Genomic DNA, 18,109 nt, shown 5'->3' with positions numbered 1-18,109 from the left:
TTGACTTCTGCTAACCTTCCTATCACGCCATCGCGAGTCCTGATCGGCCAGCGCGAACGCGAAACGGGTCGGTGCGCACAAGAAAGAAGTCAATCATGCAGCACTCTTTGAAGTATCGGATGGCGTTGGCCACGGCGGGGGTGGTGACGCTGATCATCGTGCTGCGCGCGCTCTACGCCCAGTATTACGCCTATGACAGCCTGAAGAACCTGCTGCAGACGCAGCAGGACACGCTGGTCGAGATGGTCGCCGAGCAGCTCGATCAAAAGCTGCAGGGCCGCGCCGCCGTGCTGCACCGGCTGGCGCGCCAGTTTGCCGCCATGCCCACGGCCAGGCCGGCGGACTTGCGCCGGGCGGCGCAAGACCTGATCGACATTCCCGACACCTTCAACGCCGTTTTCCTGGCCTCGCCGGACGGCGAACTGACGTTCAGCACCGCCGTGCCGGATGGCGTGCATCTGCGCCTCAACGACCGCGATTATTTCCGCGATGTCCTGCACGGCCAGTCGTTCGCGGTGTCGGACCTGATCCAGGGCAAGCAGACCAATGCACCGGGCGTGGTGCTGGCGGTGCCGATGCTGGGCCCCTCCGGCGAACTGCGTGGCGTGGTCGGCGGCGTGCTGAACCTGGCGGACAGCAACTTCCTGCGCGAGCTGTCGCATAGCCGGGTCGGCACTACCGGCAGCTTCTGCCTGGTGTCTGCCGGCCCCAATCCCCGCTATGCGATGCATCCGGACGTGTCGCGTCTGCTGGCACCGGCGCGCGCCATCGGCGAAGCCTGCGGCGCCGAGCAGCCGCCCGCGCTGCTGGAGATCCTGACGCCGACCCAGCCGATCGTCGCACGCTACCTGCTGGCCGCCAACGGCTGGGAGGTGGTCGCGGTGCTGCCCGCGGCCGAAGCCTATGCGCCGCTGCTCACGGTGCGCAAGCGCACGCTGGTGATGGGGGCCATCACCATGGTGATCGCGGCCGGACTGATGTGGCTGGTGATGTGGCGGCTGCTGGCGCCGCTGCAGCGGCTGCACCGCGCGGTGCGCCAGCTCGGCACCCACCCGGCAGCGGTGGCGGACCTGCCGGTTGGCCGCGCCGACGAGATCGGCGAACTGGCGTCGAGCTTCGCCGAGGTCGTGGCGCAGCTGTCGGAGCGCGAGGCCGCGCTGCAGGCCGCCAAGGACCGCGCCGCCGCCAGCGAGAAGCGCATCGAGGCGATTGCCAACCATGTGCCGGACTTTATCTCCTTCATCGACATGCAGCAGCGCTACGTCTTCGTCAACGAGGCGTATGCACGTCGCTACGGCGTGCCGGCGCAGCAGATCGTGGGCCTGTCGCTGCGCGAGCTGTGGGGCACGCAGGAATACCTGGCCTGCCAGGCCTACCTGCAGCAAGCCGGCACCGGCCAGGCCGTGACCTTTACCCGCGAAAGCGCGGACGGTACCGAATGCATCGAAATCACTTGCCAGCCGGCGTGGAACGATGCCCAGGACACCGTGGTCGGCCTGCACATGTTCGGGCGCAACGTCACGCACGAGCGCGAGAAGCTGCGCAGCCTGGAAGCGCAGACCGTCTCCGACTACCTGACCGGCCTGCTCAACCGCAAGGGCTTCGACCGGCGCCTGGCCGAAGCCATGACACGCGCCGGCGCCAGCGCCTGCCCGCTGGCGCTGCTGCTGGTGGACCTGGACGACTTCAAGGCGGTCAACGACAACCACGGCCATCCCATCGGCGACCAGCTGCTGGTGGCATTCGCGCAACGCCTGCGCGCCTGCGTGCGCAAGGGCGATGCGGTCGCGCGCATCGGTGGCGACGAATTCGCGGTGATCCTTGACGGCATTGCCGACCGCCATGCCATGGCGTCGGTGGCCAACACCATCGTGCAGGCCGCGCGCATGCCCTTCGTGATCGACGGCCATACGCTGGCGGCATCGGCCAGCGTCGGCGCGGCCCTGCGCGATGCGCGGCACGCCATGACCGTGAGCGAGCTGTTCCTGCACGCCGACATGGCGCTGTATCAAGCCAAGCGGCACGGCAAGGCGCGCTATGCCTCGCAGTCGACGGCGGCGCCGGCGGCCGAAAGCTCCGGCCTCACGACATAGGATCGGACCGGGCGAGGCGGGCGTTCCGAGCAATCCGGCACGCCCGCCTCGCCCGGGTGCCTCAGCGCACCTGCCCCTCCTTCCACGCCTGCAGCAGCTTGTCGTACGGAATGGTCTCGCCCTTGGGCTTCTCGTTGGCGAGCTTCTTCCACGGCGCGTGGTCGTTCGACAGCCACTTGCCCGGATCGCCCTTCGTGTTCAGCTTGGGCGCGCAATGGCTCATGCCCGCGCGCTGCAGCCGTGCCATGACCTGGTCCATCTCTTCGGCCAGCGTGTCCATCGCGGCTTGCGGCGTCTTCTCGCCGGTCACCGCGGTGGCCACGTTCTTCCACCACAGCTGGGCCAGCTTCGGATAATCCGGCACGTTGGTGCCGGTCGGGGTCCACGCCACGCGCGCGGGGCTGCGGTAGAACTCGACCAGGCCGCCATACTTGGCCGCGTTCTTGGTCAGGTAGTCGTGATGGATGTCGCTGTCGCGGATAAAGGTGAGTCCGGTCAGCGACTTTTTCAGCGATACCGTCTTCGAGGTCACGAACTGCGCGTACAGCCAGGCGCCGGCCAGCTTGTTGGGATCGGTGTTCTTGAAGAAGGTCCATGAACCCACGTCCTGGTAGCCGTTCTGCATGCCCTGCTTCCAGTACGGGCCATACGGCGACGGCGCCATGCGCCACTTGGGCGAGCCGTCGGCGTTGACAACCGGCAGGCCCTTCTTGGTCATGTCGGCGGTAAAGGCCGTGTACCAGAAGATCTGCTGCGCCACCTGGCCCTGCGCGGGCACCGGGCCGGCCTCGGAGAAGGTCATGCCCATCGCCTGCGGCGGCGCGTACTTCTTCATCCAGTCGATGTACTTGGTCAGCGCATAGACCGCCGCCGGGCTGTTGGTGGCGCCGCCGCGCGCCACCGAGGCGCCGACCGGCGTGCACTTGTCCTCGGCCACGCGGATGCCCCACTCGTCCACCGGCATGCCGTTGGGCAGGCCCTTGTCGGCGGTGCCGGCCATCGACAGCCAGGCGTCGGTGAAGCGCCAGCCCAGCGACGGGTCCTTCTTGCCGTAGTCCATGTGGCCGTAGACCTTCTTGCCGTCGATCTCCTTGACGTCGTTGGTGAAGAAGTTGGCGATGTCCTCATAGGCGGACCAGTTGGTCGGCACGCCCAGGTCGTAGCCGTACTTGGCCTTGAACTTTTCCTGCAGGTCCTTGCGCGCGAACCAGTCGGCGCGGAACCAGTACAGGTTGGCGAACTGCTGGTCGGGCAGTTGGTACAGCTTGCCATCCGGCGCGGTGGTGAACTTGGTGCCGATGAAGTCCTTCACATCCAGCCCGGGATTGGTCCACTCCTTGCCGGCGCCGTTCATATAGTCGGTCAGCGGCAGGATAGAGCCATAGCGGTAGTGCGTGCCGATCAGGTCGGAGTCGGAGATCCAGCCGTCGTAGATCGACTTGCCGGACTGCATCGAGGTCTGCAGCTTCTCGACCACATCGCCTTCCTGGATCAGGTCATGGTTGACCTTGATGCCGGTGATCTCCTCGAACGCCTTGGCCAAGGTCTTGGATTCGTACTCGTGCGTGGTGATGGTCTCCGACACCACGTTGATCTGCGTAACGCCCTTGGCCTTCAGTTTGGCGGCGGCATCGATGAACCACTTCATTTCCGCGGCCTGCTTGTCCCTGGACAGCGACGAGGGCTGGAACTCGTTGTCGATCCACTTCTTCGCTTCCGCTTCGCCCGCCCAGGCGGAACCGCAAGCCAGCGCGGCCGCGCAGGCAAGGGCTGACATCCCCAACGTCACGTGCACTTTCATCGGCGTCTCCTCAAGAATCCCCTGCCCCGGTCTTGGTCTGGGTGGCGGCCCCGGGGTGGGGACAAGCCGCGTTTCCCGTTATTGCTTGTCTGTGCTTGCCAATGCCGGCCGGCTGTGCCGCTAGCCCTTGCGCAGGATCAGCGCCAGCACCAGCATCGAAGCCACGAAGCTGATCCACACCGACGGCTCTTCCGGCAGCGCCAGCCATGCGGCGACCTTCTCGCCCAGCCCCACCCACGCCAGGTTGATCCACGCCGCGCACATCAGCCCGATGAAGAGCCGGTCGCCGCGGGTGGTGGCGATCGGCAGGAAGCCCTTGCGCAGCACCGAGGGCGAGCGGATTTCCAGGATCGTCATGCCGACCAGCATCACCACGATGCAGCCAAAAAACACCGCCACCGGTGTGGTCCATACCATCCAGTTCAGCATTGGCGCCGTCTCCTTGCGAAGCGCTGCGTTAAACGCGGCCCATCGCGAAGCCCTTCGCGATGTAGTGCCGCACGAACCAGATCACGATGCCGCCGGGCACGATGGTCAGCACGCCGGCCGCGGCCAGCACGCCCCAGTCCATGCCCGAAGCCGACACCGTGCGCGTCATGGTGGCGACGATGGGCTTGGCGTTGACCGAGGTCAGCGTGCGCGCCAGCAGCAGCTCGACCCAGCTGAACATGAAGCAGAAGAAGGCGGCCACGCCCACCCCGGCCTTGATCAGCGGCAGGAAGATGGTCAGGAAGAAACGCGGGAACGAGTAGCCGTCGACATAGGCGGTCTCGTCGATCTCGCGCGGCACGCCCGACATGAAGCCCTCGAGGATCCACACCGCCAGCGGCACGTTGAAGACCAGGTGCGCCAGCGCCACGCCCAGGTGCGTATCCATCAGCCCGATGGTGCTGTAGAGCTGGAAGAACGGCAGCAGGAATACCGCCGGCGGCGTCATGCGGTTGGTCAGCAGCCAGAAGAACACGTGCTTGTCGCCGATGAACTGGTAGCGCGAAAAGGCGTAGGCGGCCGGCAGCGCCACGCCGATCGAGATCACGGTGTTCATCGCCACGTAGATCATCGAGTTGAGGTAGCCCGAATACCACGACGGATCGGTGAAGATGGTCTTGTAGTGCTCGAGCGTGAACTGGCCCGGCCACAGCGACAGCGTCGAGACAATCTCCTCGTTGGTCTTGAACGACATGTTGACCATCCAGTAGATCGGCACGATCGCGAACACCAGGTAGGCCAGCAGGAAGCCGGCTCGCCACCAGGCGGCGCGGCTGGCCTGCGCGGGGATCGCGGCGGGGACCACCGCAGGGACTGCCGAAGAGATCTCAGCCATGGGGCATGTCCTCGCTGCCGGCGGTGCCCGCGCGCTGCATCCAGTTGTAGAGGATGAAACACATGAGCAGGATGATCAGGAAGTAGACGATCGAAAACGCCGCCGCCGGACCCAGGTCGAACTGGCCGACCGCCTTCTGCGTCAGGTATTGCGACAGGAAGGTGGTGGCGTTGCCGGGTCCGCCGCCGGTCAGCACGAATGGCTCGGTGTAGATCATGAAGCTGTCCATGAAGCGCAGCAGCACCGCGATCATCAGCACGCCGCGCAGCTTGGGCAGCTGGATATAGCGGAACACCGCCAGGCGCGAGGCGCCGTCGATCTGCGCAGCCTGGTAGTAGGCGTCGGGGATCGCGCGCAGGCCGGCGTAGCACAGCAGCGCCACCAGCGGCGTCCAGTGCCAGACGTCCATCACCAGCACCGTGATCCAGGCGTCGAAGGCGCTGCCGGTGTAGTTGTAGTCGAAGCCGAGCCCGGCCAGCGCGGCGCCAAGCAGGCCGATGTCGGTGCGTCCGAAGATCTGCCAGATGGTGCCGACCACGTTCCACGGGATCAGCAGCGACAGCGCGATGATCACCAGCACTGCCGACGCCTTCCAGCCCCGCGCCGGCATCGACAACGCCAGCAGGATGCCGAGCGGGATCTCCACCAGCAGCACCGCCAGCGAGAAGCCCAGCTGGCGCAGCAGCGCGTCGTGCAGCTCACCGTCGCGCAGCACGGTGCGGAACCATTCGGTGCCGACGAACACGCGCCGCTCGGGCGAGATGATGTCCTGCACCGAGTAGTTGACGATGGTCATCAGCGGCAGGATGGCGGAGAACGCCACGCACGCCACCACCGGCAGCACCAGCAGCCAGGCCTTCTGGTTGACCGGTTTCATGGCACCAGCTCCTCGTTGACGTAGTAGCAGGTATGCCGGTTGAACACCGACAGCCACGCGGTGTCGCCCGCGCGCAGGCCGGCGGCCTCGGCGCCCAGGCGCGCGCGCAGCGTGCCGGCCTGCGCACCCGCCTCCTGCACCGCGCCGGTCAGCAGCCAGTAGGTGCCGATGTCCTGCGCGCGCTGCACCTGCACCGGCACCGCCTGCGTGTCGCGCTCGGGCGCCAGTTGCAGGTATTCGGGGCGCACCCCGATGCGGAAGCTGCCGGCCGCGCGCAGCGCCGCTTCCACCGGCGGCGACAGCGGCGGCATATAGCGCCGCCCGGCCACGTCGATGGCGCCGTCGCGCCATTGCCCGGACAGGAAGTTCATGCCCGGCGAGCCGATAAAGTGCCCGACGAAGGTGTGCGCGGGCCGCTCGAACAGCGCGTCGGCCGGCCCGACCTGCACCGCCTTGCCGCGCGACATCACCACCACCTGGTCGGCAAAGGTCAGCGCCTCGGTCTGGTCATGGGTGACGTAGATCAGCGTCAGGCGAAACTCATGGTGGATTTCCTTGAGCTTGCGCCGCAGCTGCCATTTGAGCTGCGGATCGATCACCGTGAGCGGCTCGTCGAACAGGATGGCCGACACGTCCTGGCGCACCAGCCCGCGTCCGAGCGAGATCTTCTGCTTGGCATCGGCGGCCAGGCCGCTGGCGCGGCGCCCGAGCGTCGCCGACAGGTCCAGCATCTCGGCGACGCGCCCGACCCGCTCGCGCACCTGCGCCTCGGGCACGCCGCGGTTGCGCAGCGGGAAGGCCAGGTTCTCGCCGACGGTCATGGTGTCGTAGATCACCGGGAACTGGAACACCTGGGCGATATTGCGCGCCTGCGGCGTGGCGCCGGTGACATCGCGGCCATCGAAGGCGATGGTGCCGTGCGACGGGCGCAGCAGCCCGGAAATGCAGTTCAGCAGCGTGGTCTTGCCGCAGCCCGACGGGCCCAGCAGCGCATAGGCGCCGCCGTCTTCAAAGGTGAAGCGCAGCGGCAGCAGCGCATAGTCGTCGTCGGTGCGCGGATCGGGCACATACGAGTGCGCCAGGTCCAGGTCGATGCGCGCCATCTCAGCCTCCTGCCGCTGCCGCTGGCGTTGCCGTTGTGGCGCCGCCCGGCACCTCGGCCGCGAGCCCGCCGGGCCGGCGCGGCGCATGAAGGCGGCGGCCGTCGGCGTCGAACAGGTAGAGCTGTTCGGGCAGCAGGTGCAGCGTCACCGGCGCGCCCAGCTGCAGGTCGAGCACGCCCGCGAACTGCGCCACCAGGCTGCCGACCGGAGTATCGGCGTGGACAAAGGTGTCGGATCCGGACAACTCGGCCAGCGCCACGCGGCCCGGCACCGCGACCGCGCCGGTCTCGCTCGCCAGGCGCAACGCGGAGGCGCGCACGCCCAGCGTTACCGGTCCGTCCTGCGCCGCAACGCCGGGCACGGGCACTTCGATCCCTCCCGGCAGCACCACCTTGCCGCCCGCCAGCCGGCCTTCGACCAGGTTCATCGGCGGATCGTTGAAGGCGCGCGCCACGCGCAGCGAATCGGGATAGTGGAAGACCTGCGGCGTCGGGCCGTACTGCAGCAGCTCGCCGGCATCGAGCACCGCGGTGTGCCCGCCCAGCAGCAGCGCCTCGCCGGGCTCGGTGGTGGCGTAGATCACGGTGGCGTCGCCGTGCGCGAACAGCTGGGTCAGCTCTTCGCGCAGCTCCTCGCGCAGCTTGTAGTCCAGGTTGACCAGCGGCTCGTCCAGCAGCATCAGCGGGGCTTCCTTGGCCAGCGCGCGGGCCAGCGCCACGCGTTGCTGCTGGCCGCCGGAGAGCTCGGCCGGATAACGCTCCAGCAGGTGGTCGATATGCAGCCGCGCCGCCAGCTCGCGCACGCGCGCGGCGATCTCGCCAGCCGCGGCCTTGCGCCGCAGCCGCAGCGGCGACGCGATGTTGTCGAAGACCCTGAGCGACGGGTAGTTGATGAACTGCTGGTAGACCATCGACACATTGCGCTCGCGCACCGGCATGCCGGTGACGTCGTCGCCGTCGACCAGCACGCGCCCCGCGCTGGGCCGGTCGAGCCCCGCCATGACCCGCATCAGCGAAGTCTTGCCCGCCTGCGTTGCGCCCAGCAGGATGGTGACCGCGCCGGGAACCGGGGCCAGCGTCATCGGATAGAGATACGCCTGCGAACCTGCCTGCTGTGCGACGCCTTCCAAACGTAGCTGCATCCGGTCTCCATGTTCGATATGCTGCCGGCCGATGACGCTGCCGACATACGGCTTGCGTTCGCTGCAGGCGCACCAATCTTGGCTTCACGCTCGTTTTAGCAACAAAACGAACAGAAAACAATAGTGCACCGCATCATTTTGTTTTCGTTTGTGTTTGAACTAGAATCTCCGCATGACCCTCAATCCCCGCCAGACGGCCCTGCTCGAAGAAGTCCGCACCCAGGGCTTTGCCTCCATCGACGAACTTGCGCGCAAGTTCGGCGTCACGCTCCAGACGGTGCGCCGCGATGTCAACATGCTGGCCGAGAACGGCATGCTGGCGCGCTTCCATGGCGGGGTGCGGGTGGAAGACTCCACCACCGAGAACATCGCCTACCGGCAGCGACAGGTGCTCAACGCCGAGGGCAAGGCGCGCATCGCGCGCGCGGTGGCGGCGGCGGTGCCCGAGGGCTGCTCGCTGATCCTGAACATCGGCACCACGGTGGAAGAGATCGCGCGCGGGCTGGTGCACCATCGCGGCCTGCGCGTGATCACCAACAACCTGAACGTGGCCAATATCCTCGCCGACAACCCCGATTGCGAAGTCATCGTCGCCGGCGGCGTGCTGCGCTCGCGCGACCGCGGCATCGTCGGCGAGGCCACGGTGGAGTTCATCCGCCAGTTCAAGGTCGATATCGGGCTGATCGGCATCTCGGGGATCGAGGCCGACGGCACGCTGCGCGACTACGACTTCCGCGAGGTCAAGGTGGCGCGGACCATCATCGAGCATTCACGCGAGGTCTGGCTGGCGGCGGACGCCAGCAAGTTCAACCGCCAGGCCATGGTCGAGCTGGCGCATGTGTCGCAGGTGGACCGGCTGTTTACCGACGCGCCGCTGGCGGCGCCGTTCGACCAGATCCTGGCCGACAGTGGGGTGAAGTGTGTGGTGGCGGAACGGGAGTAAGCGCGCGACAAGCCCTGCTGCTGCCGTGTCGGCAGTGGCGCGGCTGCGCGTGCCGGCAGTGCCTGGCGCGTTAGTTCTGGCGCAGGCCTGCCCTCTCCCCCGGCCCCTCTCCCACATGCGGGCGAGGGGAGCAAGCCCGGGGTGGGGAGAAGAATTACTTGAACACCACGGTCTTGTGGCCGTTCAGCAGGATGCGGTGTTCGGCATGCCACTTGACCGCGCGCGCCAGCGCCACGCATTCGACGTCACGGCCGACGGCGGTGAGCTGGTCGGGGTCCATGCTGTGGTCCACGCGCTCGATCTCCTGCTCGATGATCGGGCCTTCGTCGAGGTCGGCGGTGACGTAGTGCGCGGTGGCGCCGATCAGCTTCACGCCGCGGTCGTGCGCCTGGTAGTACGGCTTGGCGCCCTTGAAGCTGGGCAGGAACGAATGGTGGATATTGATCGCGCGGCCGGCCAGCTTGCGGCACAGGTCGTTGGACAGCACCTGCATGTAGCGCGCCAGCACCACCAGGTCGATCTTCTGCTCCTGCACCACGTCGAACACGCGCGCTTCCTGCGCGGCCTTCTGCTCGGCCGACGCGTTCATCAGCGGCAGGTGGAAGAACGGCACGTCGTACGACGCCGCCAGCTGGTAGAAGTCGCGGTGGTTCGAGACGATGGCCGCGATCTCCACCGGCAGCCCGCCCGCCTTGGCACGGAACAGCAGGTCGTTCAGGCAATGGCCGATCTTCGACACCATGATCATCACGCGCGGCTTCACCGTGGCATCGTTCAGCTCCCACTGCATGCCGAACTGGTCGCCCACCGGCGCGAACGCGGCCTTCAGCGTGGCGAGGTCGGGACCACCGGCGGCCGGGGTGAAATGCACGCGCATGAAGAAGCGGCCGGCGAACTCGTCCCCGTACTGGTCGGAATCGACAATATTGCAGCCGTGCTGGAACAGCAGGCCCGAGACAGCGTGGACGATGCCCGGCTGGTCAGGGCACGAGAGGGTCAGGATGAATCCGGTGTTGCTCATGGTGTGTGGTTCTGTCGGGGTGGCGCGGCGCAGGGCCGGGAAAGTCAGGGGGGCTCGGTCAGTGCAATGGTCAATACGGCGGGCAATACCGGGGCAAGCAGCGATGGACCCTGCGGCGGCTCAGTCGTGAGCGCCGGCATCGAGCCAGCCACGCCGTCCAAGGGCATCCAGCGTCACCAGTGTCGCATCGACCGTCATGGCGCCGGCCGACATGATAGCAAGCAATGGCGCCAGCTCGACGCGCCGGTGCTCGCTGACCTCGCCGTCCTGGTTGTGCGGAATGAAGTCCGGCGGCAGCAGCAGGTCGTAGACATAGACCTGCTCCCACTGCACGCCTTCGGGCAGGTCGCGCAGCACCTCGATCATGCCGTGCGCCTGCACGCCCCGCGCCAGTTCGGGCGGGATGCCGGACTCTTCCTCGCACTCGCGCACCAGCGTCGCCAGCGGGTCGCTGCCGTGGGGCATGCCGCCCGCCACGAGGTTGTCCCACATGCCGGGGTCGACGGCCTTGGCCGGGCTGCGGCGCGAGACCCACAGGGCGGGCGGGCCGCCCGCGGCACCGTCGACAATGCCGTTCATGTGCGAGGCAAAGGTCAGCAGCCCGAGGAAGCGCGCCGCGGCGCGCTCCACCACCGCGACCGCGGGCGCATCCAGCGCGGCGGTGACCGCGAACAGCTCGTCGCGCCAGCCGCGCACATGGCCGGCGTCGGCCAGCTGGCGCGCCAGCGCCTGCAGCGCGGCACTGCGCGCATCGAAATCGTCGCGGCCGGGCAGCAAGACCACCGCCACGGAGCCGTCGCCGAGCGGCTGCTCCGGGCCCAGCACGGCGCCGAAGCCACGCAGGATGCCGGCATGCGTGCGCGGCAGCCAGCCGACCTGCCGGCCGTCGGCCATCAGGCGCAGCTTGGCGGCGGCATCGAAGCCGCTGCGCGCTGCCAGCGAGGCGGCGATCCGTGCCGTGGCCTCGGCGGCCGGCAAAGAAGAGGTTTCAGCCATCAGGATTCCATGCACCGGCCACGCCGGCGCGCCTTGTCATTGTCAGGATCGAACGCATGAACCAGCCCGCCGCGCAGGCGCAGCGCCTTGCCCCGTCCCAGCTTCCCGCCGAGCCGCAATACGTGCTGGCGCTTGACCAGGGCACCAGCAGCTCGCGCGCCATCCTGTTCGACCATGCCGGCAATGTGGTGCGGCTGGCGCAGCGCGAGTTCCGCCAATATTACCCACATCCCGGCCACGTCGAGCACGATCCCTACGAGATCTGGCAATCGCAGCTGGCGGTGGCGCACACGGTGCTGGCCGACGCCGGCATCGGCGCCTCGCAGGTGCGCGCCATCGGCATCACCAACCAGCGCGAGACCACGGTGCTGTGGGACCGCAAGACCGGCGAGCCGGTCGGCCGCGCGCTGGTCTGGCAGGACCGCCGCACCGCGCCGATGTGCGAGGCGCTGCAGGCGGCCGGCCACGGCGAGCTGTTCCGCGAGAAGACCGGCCTGGTCATCGATGCCTATTTTTCCGGCACCAAGCTGCGCTGGATGCTCGACAACATCGAAGGCGCGCGGGCGCGCGCGCAGCGCGGCGAACTCGCCTTCGGCACCGTCGACAGCTGGCTGATCTGGCAGCTGACCGACGGCGCGCGCCATGTCACCGACGTCTCCAATGCCTCGCGCACGATGCTGTTCAACATCCACAGCTTCGAGTGGGACGACGCGCTGCTGGCACTGCTCGACATCCCGCACGCGCTGCTGCCCGAGGTGGTGCCGTCCAGCGGCGAGGTCGCGCGCACCTCGGCGCGGCTGTTCGGCATGCCGATCCCGATCGCCGGCATCGCCGGCGACCAGCAGGCGGCCACCTTCGGCCAGGCCTGCCTGGTGCCGGGCATGGCCAAGAACACCTACGGCACCGGCTGCTTCCTGCTGATGAATACCGGCGCGCAGCCGGTCACGTCGCGCAACCGGCTGCTGACCACCATCGGCTGGCAGTACCGCGGCCAAACCCAGTATTGCCTGGAGGGCGGCGTGTTCATGGGCGGCGCCACCATCCAGTGGCTGCGCGACGGCCTCAAGATCATCCAGAGCGCGCCCGAGGCCGAGGCGCTGGCGCGCCAGTGCGACGACAGCGGCGGCGTGGTGCTGGTGCCGGCCTTTGCCGGGCTGGGCGCGCCGCACTGGGACGCCTTTGCGCGCGGCACGCTGGTCGGCATGACGCGCGGCACCGGCAGGCCGCAGATCGCGCGCGCGGCGCTGGAATCGATCGCGCTGCAAAGCGTGGACGTGCTCGAGGCCATGCAGAAGGACGCCGGCATCGCGCTGGCCGAGTTGCGCGTGGACGGCGGCGCGTCGCGCAGCGACCTGCTGATGCAGATGCAGGCCGACCTGCTCGGCACCCCGGTGGTACGGCCGCGCGTGACCGAGACCACCGCGCTGGGCGCCGCCTACCTGGCGGGCCTGGCCACCGGCTACTGGAGCGACCCGGTGCAGATCGCGCAGCAATGGCAGGTGGAGCGGCGCTTCGAGCCCAACCTGTCGGCCGACGCGCGCGGCCATCGGCTCGCGCGCTGGCACCGCGCAGTCGAGCGCGCACGCGACTGGGCGCGCGAGGACGACGCCAACGGCGGCCACGGCTGACGCCGGCGCGTCAAACCCGTCCCGTGCACCGCGCGGGCAACCTGAACACCTTAGGCAGCACAAACCAGACACCAGCGTCATGCACAGTCTTCCCACCCCGATCCAGCCGCCCGGCCGCGCCGCCCTGCTCGCCACCCTGGAGCGCGAGCCGCGCTGGGACGTGATCGTCATCGGCGGCGGCGCCACCGGCCTTGGCACGGCAGTCGATGCCGCCGCGCGCGGCTACCGCACGCTGCTGGTCGAAGCCGCCGACTTTGCCAAGGGCACCTCGAGCAAGGCGACCAAGCTGGTGCATGGCGGCGTGCGCTACCTGGCGCAAGGCAATATCAGCCTGGTGCGCGAGGCCTTGCACGAGCGCGGCCTGCTGGCGCGCAACGCGCCGCACCTGGTGTGGCCGCTGGGCTTCGTGGTGCCGGCCTACCAGATGTTCGACCAGCCCTTCTACGGCATCGGCCTCAAGCTCTACGACATGCTGGCCGGCAACCTCAACCTGTCGGGCAGCCGCTGGCTGAACCACCGCGAGGTGCTGGCGGCCGCGCCCAACCTGGCCGAACACGTAGGCGGGCGGCCGCTGCGCGGCGGCAACCTTTACTTCGACGGCCAGTTCGACGACGCGCGACTGGCGGTGGCGCTGATGCGGACGCTGTTCGACGTCGGCGGCACCGCGCTCAACTACATGCGCGCGACCGGGCTGAGCCAGCAAGGCGGCGTGATCAGCGGCGTGACGGTGCAGGACGTGCTCGGCGGCGCCACCTTCCGGCTGCGCGCCGACTGCGTGATCAATGCCACCGGCGTCTGGGTCGATGCCGTCCGCCAGATGGAAGACGGGCATGCCCGCACCATGGTCGCGCCCAGCCAGGGCGTGCACCTGACCCTGCCGCGCAGCTTCCTGCCGGGCGACCGCGCCATCCTGATCCCCAAGACCGACGACGGGCGGGTGCTGTTCGTGGTGCCGTGGAACGGGCACACCATCGTCGGCACCACCGACACGCCGCGCCGCGACCTGCCGCTGGAGCCCGACGCCGGCGCCGACGATGTCGATTTCATCCTGGAAACGGCGTCGCGCTACCTGGCCAAGGACCCCACCCGCACCGACGTCACCAGCGTCTGGGCCGGCCTGCGGCCGCTGGTGCGGGCCACCGGCGAAGCCTCCACCGCGTCGCTGTCGCGCGAGCATACGATCCTGGTGTCCAGGGCCGGGCTGATTACCGTCACCGGCGGCAAATGGACCACCTACCGCAAGATGGCCGAAGACGTGATCGAGACCGCGATCCAGCGCCAGATGGTGCGCGCGGCGCCGTGCGTGACCGCGGAGCTGCCGCTGCATGGCGCCGCCGGCTTGCCGGCCGACCTGCCGCCGCCGGATTCGGGCTCACCGGACCGCTACTACGGCAACGAGCTGGGCCTGCTGCGCGCGCTGCCCGGAAAAGACCGGATGCTCGCCGGCGCGTCGGGGCTGACCGAAGCCCATGTGCGCTTTGCCGCCCGGCATGAGCTGGCGCGGCGGGTCGAGGACGTGCTGGCGCGCCGCAATCGCGCGCTGTTCCTGGACGCCCGCGCGGCCGTCGAGGCGGCACCGGCGGTGGCCGCGATCCTGGCCGAAGAACTTGGCGAGGATGAAGCCTGGCAGGCCCGCGAGGTGGAAAGCTTCCGCACGCTCGCGGCCGGCTACATGCTTGGCTGATTGCCTGGCGCAGCGGGGCGGCCTCGATCCGGCTCCGTCAACCCGACACCAACTTGCAACCGGACCAAGCCATGCCCGATCGCCTGATACTTTCCCGCACCCGCATCGTCGCCCTGCTGACCTTCCTCTGCGCCAGCGCCACGGCCCAGGCCGCCCGCGCGCCCGGCATCGACGGCGTGCGCTTTCCCGAAGTGCGCACCATGCGCTACCAGTGCGACGGCGGCAAGACGCTGACGGTGCGCTATTTCAACAGCCAGGACAACCAGGCCGCGGTGTTCCGCATCGAGGGCAAGCCGGTGCTGGCGGTCAGCACGGTGGCGGCGTCCGGCGCGCGCTATGTGGGCGGCCGCTACGAATGGTGGACCAAGGGCGAGTCAGGCACGCTGCGCGACCTGATGCAGGCGGAAAACGCCGCACCGGTGCTCGCCAACTGCCACGCAGGGTCGTAACGGGCACGGCGGCGGCACGGCGGTGCCGCGCCACCTTTTGAAGCTGCGGCGTTCCGGGCGATAATGCGGGGATTGAATCAGGGAGAACACCATGGACGAGATTGAAGATCTGTCCGATCTGCCGATGCCCCGCTTTATCTGGGGCTTCGCCGTGATCGCAGGCAAGGGCGGCGAGGTCATGCACGATGAATTCGAGTACCTGACCCACACCCGCAGCCCGCGCTTCACCTGCCGCGTGGTCGAGCTTGAAGACATGCCCGCCGAAAGCGAAGAAGACGCCATCGACGGCCGCATCGTCCACGATGACGACCCGAGCCGCATGTTCTACATCACCGATGCCGGCATGGCGCTGGTCAATTTCCAGCTGTTCGACAAGATGCCGGACAAGCAGAAATTCAAGCGCATCTGCGACGAGGCCATCGCCAACTGGATGCTGCGCCGCGAGTTCCTCGACGACGAGGAAGAGGACTGAGGCGAAACCCTGGGCCAGCGGCGGCGTGACCGCCGCGCTACGCTCAGGCCTGGCCCGGTTCCGGCGGCAGCGCGCCGGCCAGCACTTCATTGAGCAACCCGGTCATGCCGCCCGGATGATCGGCGGCCAGCGCCTGCAGGCGCTTCACCAGCGTGCCGTCGAGCTTGCACGCGAACGGCACCAGGCCTTGCTCCTGGTCCAGCCGGCGCTGCTCGCGCCGGTCCGGACGCGCCGCGGCGCCGGGAATGCCGCCCCGCCCCGCCGCCGCCTGCTTCAGGCTGTTGGCGATCTTCAGGCCCTTGTTTTTTTCCAGGTCCGTTTTCTTCACGGCAATATCCGAAAGTCTGTAGAGGGCGGTATTGTACGCACCCGCGTGACCCGCCGGCCGGCGCTACGGTGGCGGGGTCCGTTGCTGTTTATTCGTCGCTGACTTCGATCAGCTCGGCTGCCACCCGCTGGATTTCCGCATAGACCGGTATCGCGTCCATCGGACCGGTGCAGCCCACCGCCGTCGCCTGGCTGGCATCGGCGCCGGGCGGCAGGAACACAAAGGCCATGCCCGGTTGCCAGCCGGGATGCTTGCGCAGGCTGTCGTTGAGGATGTCGAGATACTGCGCGCGCGTGAAGACGTGCCTTGCCATCGCTACCTCCGGAATCCGCTGCCGATGCGCCGCGCGGGCGCGGGTGTCATGGCGGGGATCGTAGCATGGCAGGGGCGGCCGGCGTCACCGTGCGGCCCCGGCCAGCGGGCTGGCCTGGTCAGCACTCGCCCTTCTTGGCCTGGCCGGGCGGGCAATGGTTGCCCTTGTTGTTGCCCTTATTGCTGTTGCCCTTGTCCTTGCCCTTGTCCTTGTACCCGCCCTGGTCCCAGCGGCCCGGCACCATCACCCAGCCGTCGCGCGACTGGATCCAGCGCGGCGACTCATAGACATAACCCGGGCGCTCATGCTCCCAGCGGCCCTTCTTCCAGGCGTGCTTGCGGTGGTGATCGTCCCAGTCCCAGTAGCCTGGCATCCAGACATAGCCGGCGCGCGGCGCGGGCACGGCCTCGTAGATCGGCGCCGGCGGCGGCACGCCAATGGCAATGTTGACCGAGACCTGGGCCAGCGACCCCGCACTGAGGGTCAGGCCCGAACCGAGCAACGCGGCCAGCAGCAAGGCCCTGGCCGGGCGAAGCGCGCAATCCGTCATGGGAGGCCTTTCTTGTGGAGGAACATGCCCATAGTCTAGTGCGCCGTGAGCCGCCGGCAAGCCAAGAATCGATATCGGCCAGCCATGGATGCCGGCGCGCAACACGCCAGTGCAAGCCCCGCTGGCGCGCACTCGGGGCTAGTGATCCTCGGCCATCGCCTTGAGCTGGGCCTCGCCGGCAACGCGCGCGGCATCGGAGGTGGTGAAGGTATCGTCGGACACGATCGCGCGCCTGACCTGCTGCGCGCTGAAGTCCACCAGCGCGATGACCCACACATAGCGCCCCGACTGGGGTGCGGTCTGCACGAAAGCCTTCAGGTTGTGGCGCGATTCGGTTGCCATGATCCATCTCCGGTTGAGACGTGCCGCAGCACAGGGGTCAGGCAACTCTAGCACAAGGCCTGCAAGCTCACCGGCCGGCGGCCTCGGTGGCGAACGCGCGCAATTCGCGCACGCGCGCGGCGGTCATCTCCAGCCGGCAGGACGCGCCCGCCACGCGCGCCGCGCTGCCACCGGCCGGGTTGGAGACATAAGCGCAATTGGCCTGGCGGTACTCGAGCCAGGCCCGCTGCGCCACCCGCAACTGCCCGGTGCGCGGCGCCTCCAGCCGCCGCAGCAGCGACTGGTAAGCGCTGTTCAACGCCGTATCCTGGACCCGCGACTCCAGCGCGGCGCAGCTGAGCATGTCGGCGGTCGATACGGCCTTGCCCACGCAGCGCTCATAGTCGGCGCTCAGGCCGCCATTTGCCGCCGCGGCGGCGGGGGGGATGGCCGCCACCGCCAGACCGACGACGGCAACACATGCGAGGACGTGCATAGCAGCTCTCCGTTTTCGTGGTTGTGACACGACGAGCCAGGCCTGGCGCTGCGCGGCGCGCTCAGGCCAGCCAGCGGCCCAGGGTGGCCACGGCGATATTGACCAGCCCCAGCACGAGGTTGGTTCCTACCGCCTGCCGGATGCGGTTCAGGGCGGCACCGGCGGCTGGCCAGTCCTGCGCATCCACGGCCCGGCCCAGCACCCGGTAGGGGCCGAACCAGACGTAGCAGAAGATGCCGGCCATGACGACGCCGATGCCCAGCATCAGATGCCAGTTGCGTGGTGCGCCCGCCATGCCCGTTGCCGCCATCATCGCGCCACCGCTCAGCAGGATCGCCACCACCGAGGCCCACACCCATGGAAAGAACCGGGCAAACACGCCGCGCCACAGGCGCAGGCGCGGCGGCGGCTCCAGCAGGCTGCCGGCCACCGGCCGCAGGCACAGGTAGGCGAAGAACATGCCGCCGACCCAGACGGCGACGCCGGTCAGGTGCAGCAGGCGGAGAAGCGGATCGGCGATCATGGCGGCAGGGGGCAGTTGGACGAGTTGGGGCGATGGCCACATTCTA

Annotated in this window: 20 protein-coding genes; 6 read left to right on the top strand and 14 right to left on the bottom strand. The window is 68.5% G+C overall.

The features are described from left to right. Positions 1-95 precede the first annotated feature (95 nt). Positions 96-2,093: a sensor domain-containing diguanylate cyclase gene (locus MKD38_RS17840; RefSeq protein ID WP_252678632.1), complete on the top strand. Its 1,998-nt coding sequence runs from the start codon at positions 96-98 to the stop codon at positions 2,091-2,093. Between the two features lie 61 nt (positions 2,094-2,154). Here the strand turns inward: MKD38_RS17840 and MKD38_RS17835 are convergent, their stop codons facing one another. From MKD38_RS17835 to MKD38_RS17810, 6 genes are all read right to left on the bottom strand, one after another. Next, complete coding sequence (locus MKD38_RS17835) at positions 2,155-3,894, bottom strand: ABC transporter substrate-binding protein (RefSeq protein WP_256505302.1); 1,740 nt, start codon at positions 3,892-3,894, stop codon at positions 2,155-2,157. Between the two features lie 120 nt (positions 3,895-4,014). Next, on the bottom strand, positions 4,015-4,323 hold the full coding sequence (locus MKD38_RS17830) for a DUF2160 domain-containing protein (RefSeq protein ID WP_252678631.1): 309 nt from the start codon (positions 4,321-4,323) through the stop codon (positions 4,015-4,017). Positions 4,324-4,351: 28 nt separating this feature from the next. Next, positions 4,352-5,218: a carbohydrate ABC transporter permease gene (locus tag MKD38_RS17825; protein ID WP_252678630.1), complete on the bottom strand. Its 867-nt coding sequence runs from the start codon at positions 5,216-5,218 to the stop codon at positions 4,352-4,354. Then, positions 5,211-6,095 carry a carbohydrate ABC transporter permease gene (locus MKD38_RS17820; protein WP_112774264.1) on the bottom strand — a complete coding sequence of 295 codons (885 nt, stop codon included), beginning with the start codon at positions 6,093-6,095 and terminating at the stop codon, positions 5,211-5,213. Before MKD38_RS17820 ends, MKD38_RS17825 begins: the two co-directional genes overlap by 8 nt. Further along, on the bottom strand, positions 6,092-7,198 hold the full coding sequence (locus MKD38_RS17815) for an ABC transporter ATP-binding protein (RefSeq protein WP_252678629.1): 1,107 nt from the start codon (positions 7,196-7,198) through the stop codon (positions 6,092-6,094). Before MKD38_RS17815 ends, MKD38_RS17820 begins: the two co-directional genes overlap by 4 nt. A 1-nt stretch (position 7,199) precedes the next feature. Further along, positions 7,200-8,339: an ABC transporter ATP-binding protein gene (locus tag MKD38_RS17810; RefSeq protein ID WP_252678628.1), complete on the bottom strand. Its 1,140-nt coding sequence runs from the start codon at positions 8,337-8,339 to the stop codon at positions 7,200-7,202. Between the two features lie 172 nt (positions 8,340-8,511). On the opposite strand from MKD38_RS17810, the gene MKD38_RS17805 reads away from it, so the two are divergent. Then, positions 8,512-9,282 carry a DeoR/GlpR family DNA-binding transcription regulator gene (locus tag MKD38_RS17805; RefSeq protein WP_092309468.1) on the top strand — a complete coding sequence of 257 codons (771 nt, stop codon included), beginning with the start codon at positions 8,512-8,514 and terminating at the stop codon, positions 9,280-9,282. 154 nt (positions 9,283-9,436) lie between these two features. On the opposite strand, the gene purU is transcribed toward MKD38_RS17805, so the two are convergent. Continuing rightward, a complete protein-coding gene (purU, locus tag MKD38_RS17800; RefSeq protein ID WP_116383098.1) occupies positions 9,437-10,303 on the bottom strand; it encodes a formyltetrahydrofolate deformylase in 867 nt (288 codons plus the stop codon). Between the two features lie 120 nt (positions 10,304-10,423). Further along, positions 10,424-11,299: an NUDIX hydrolase gene (locus MKD38_RS17795; protein ID WP_252678627.1), complete on the bottom strand. Its 876-nt coding sequence runs from the start codon at positions 11,297-11,299 to the stop codon at positions 10,424-10,426. Between the two features lie 56 nt (positions 11,300-11,355). On the opposite strand from MKD38_RS17795, the gene glpK reads away from it, so the two are divergent. The 4 genes from glpK (at position 11,356) to MKD38_RS17775 (ending at position 15,532) form a co-directional block, all read left to right on the top strand. After that, positions 11,356-12,927 (top strand): glycerol kinase GlpK, encoded by a 1,572-nt coding sequence (gene glpK, locus MKD38_RS17790; RefSeq protein WP_252678625.1) that lies wholly within the window; start codon positions 11,356-11,358, stop codon positions 12,925-12,927. A gap of 79 nt (positions 12,928-13,006) precedes the next feature. Then, positions 13,007-14,611 (top strand): glycerol-3-phosphate dehydrogenase/oxidase, encoded by a 1,605-nt coding sequence (locus MKD38_RS17785; RefSeq protein WP_252678624.1) that lies wholly within the window; start codon positions 13,007-13,009, stop codon positions 14,609-14,611. Between the two features lie 71 nt (positions 14,612-14,682). Next, complete coding sequence (locus MKD38_RS17780; protein ID WP_252678623.1) at positions 14,683-15,060, top strand: MliC family protein; 378 nt, start codon at positions 14,683-14,685, stop codon at positions 15,058-15,060. Between the two features lie 91 nt (positions 15,061-15,151). Continuing rightward, positions 15,152-15,532 (top strand): hypothetical protein, encoded by a 381-nt coding sequence (locus MKD38_RS17775; protein WP_012353264.1) that lies wholly within the window; start codon positions 15,152-15,154, stop codon positions 15,530-15,532. Positions 15,533-15,575: 43 nt separating this feature from the next. Here MKD38_RS17775 and MKD38_RS17770 read toward each other — a convergent pair whose 3' ends face one another. From MKD38_RS17770 to MKD38_RS17745, 6 genes are all read right to left on the bottom strand, one after another. Beyond that, positions 15,576-15,860 carry a hypothetical protein gene (locus tag MKD38_RS17770; RefSeq protein ID WP_252678622.1) on the bottom strand — a complete coding sequence of 95 codons (285 nt, stop codon included), beginning with the start codon at positions 15,858-15,860 and terminating at the stop codon, positions 15,576-15,578. Positions 15,861-15,948: 88 nt separating this feature from the next. Continuing rightward, positions 15,949-16,173 (bottom strand): hypothetical protein, encoded by a 225-nt coding sequence (locus MKD38_RS17765; RefSeq protein WP_012353266.1) that lies wholly within the window; start codon positions 16,171-16,173, stop codon positions 15,949-15,951. A gap of 118 nt (positions 16,174-16,291) precedes the next feature. Then, positions 16,292-16,723, bottom strand: coding sequence for a YXWGXW repeat-containing protein (locus MKD38_RS17760; RefSeq protein WP_252678621.1), 432 nt, complete (start codon positions 16,721-16,723; stop codon positions 16,292-16,294). A gap of 138 nt (positions 16,724-16,861) precedes the next feature. Continuing rightward, positions 16,862-17,065: a hypothetical protein gene (locus tag MKD38_RS17755; RefSeq protein ID WP_018007863.1), complete on the bottom strand. Its 204-nt coding sequence runs from the start codon at positions 17,063-17,065 to the stop codon at positions 16,862-16,864. A gap of 67 nt (positions 17,066-17,132) precedes the next feature. Next, positions 17,133-17,540 carry a lysozyme inhibitor LprI family protein gene (locus MKD38_RS17750; protein WP_252678620.1) on the bottom strand — a complete coding sequence of 136 codons (408 nt, stop codon included), beginning with the start codon at positions 17,538-17,540 and terminating at the stop codon, positions 17,133-17,135. Between the two features lie 61 nt (positions 17,541-17,601). Then, positions 17,602-18,063: a CopD family protein gene (locus tag MKD38_RS17745; RefSeq protein ID WP_252678619.1), complete on the bottom strand. Its 462-nt coding sequence runs from the start codon at positions 18,061-18,063 to the stop codon at positions 17,602-17,604. Positions 18,064-18,109: the final 46 nt, after the last annotated feature.

Source organism: Cupriavidus sp. WGlv3 (genome assembly GCF_023952475.1).
Lineage (GTDB): Bacteria > Pseudomonadota > Gammaproteobacteria > Burkholderiales > Burkholderiaceae > Cupriavidus > Cupriavidus phytorum.
The sequence above is the reverse complement of the archived record's forward strand: the minus strand, read 5'-3'. Positions and strand labels throughout refer to the sequence as shown.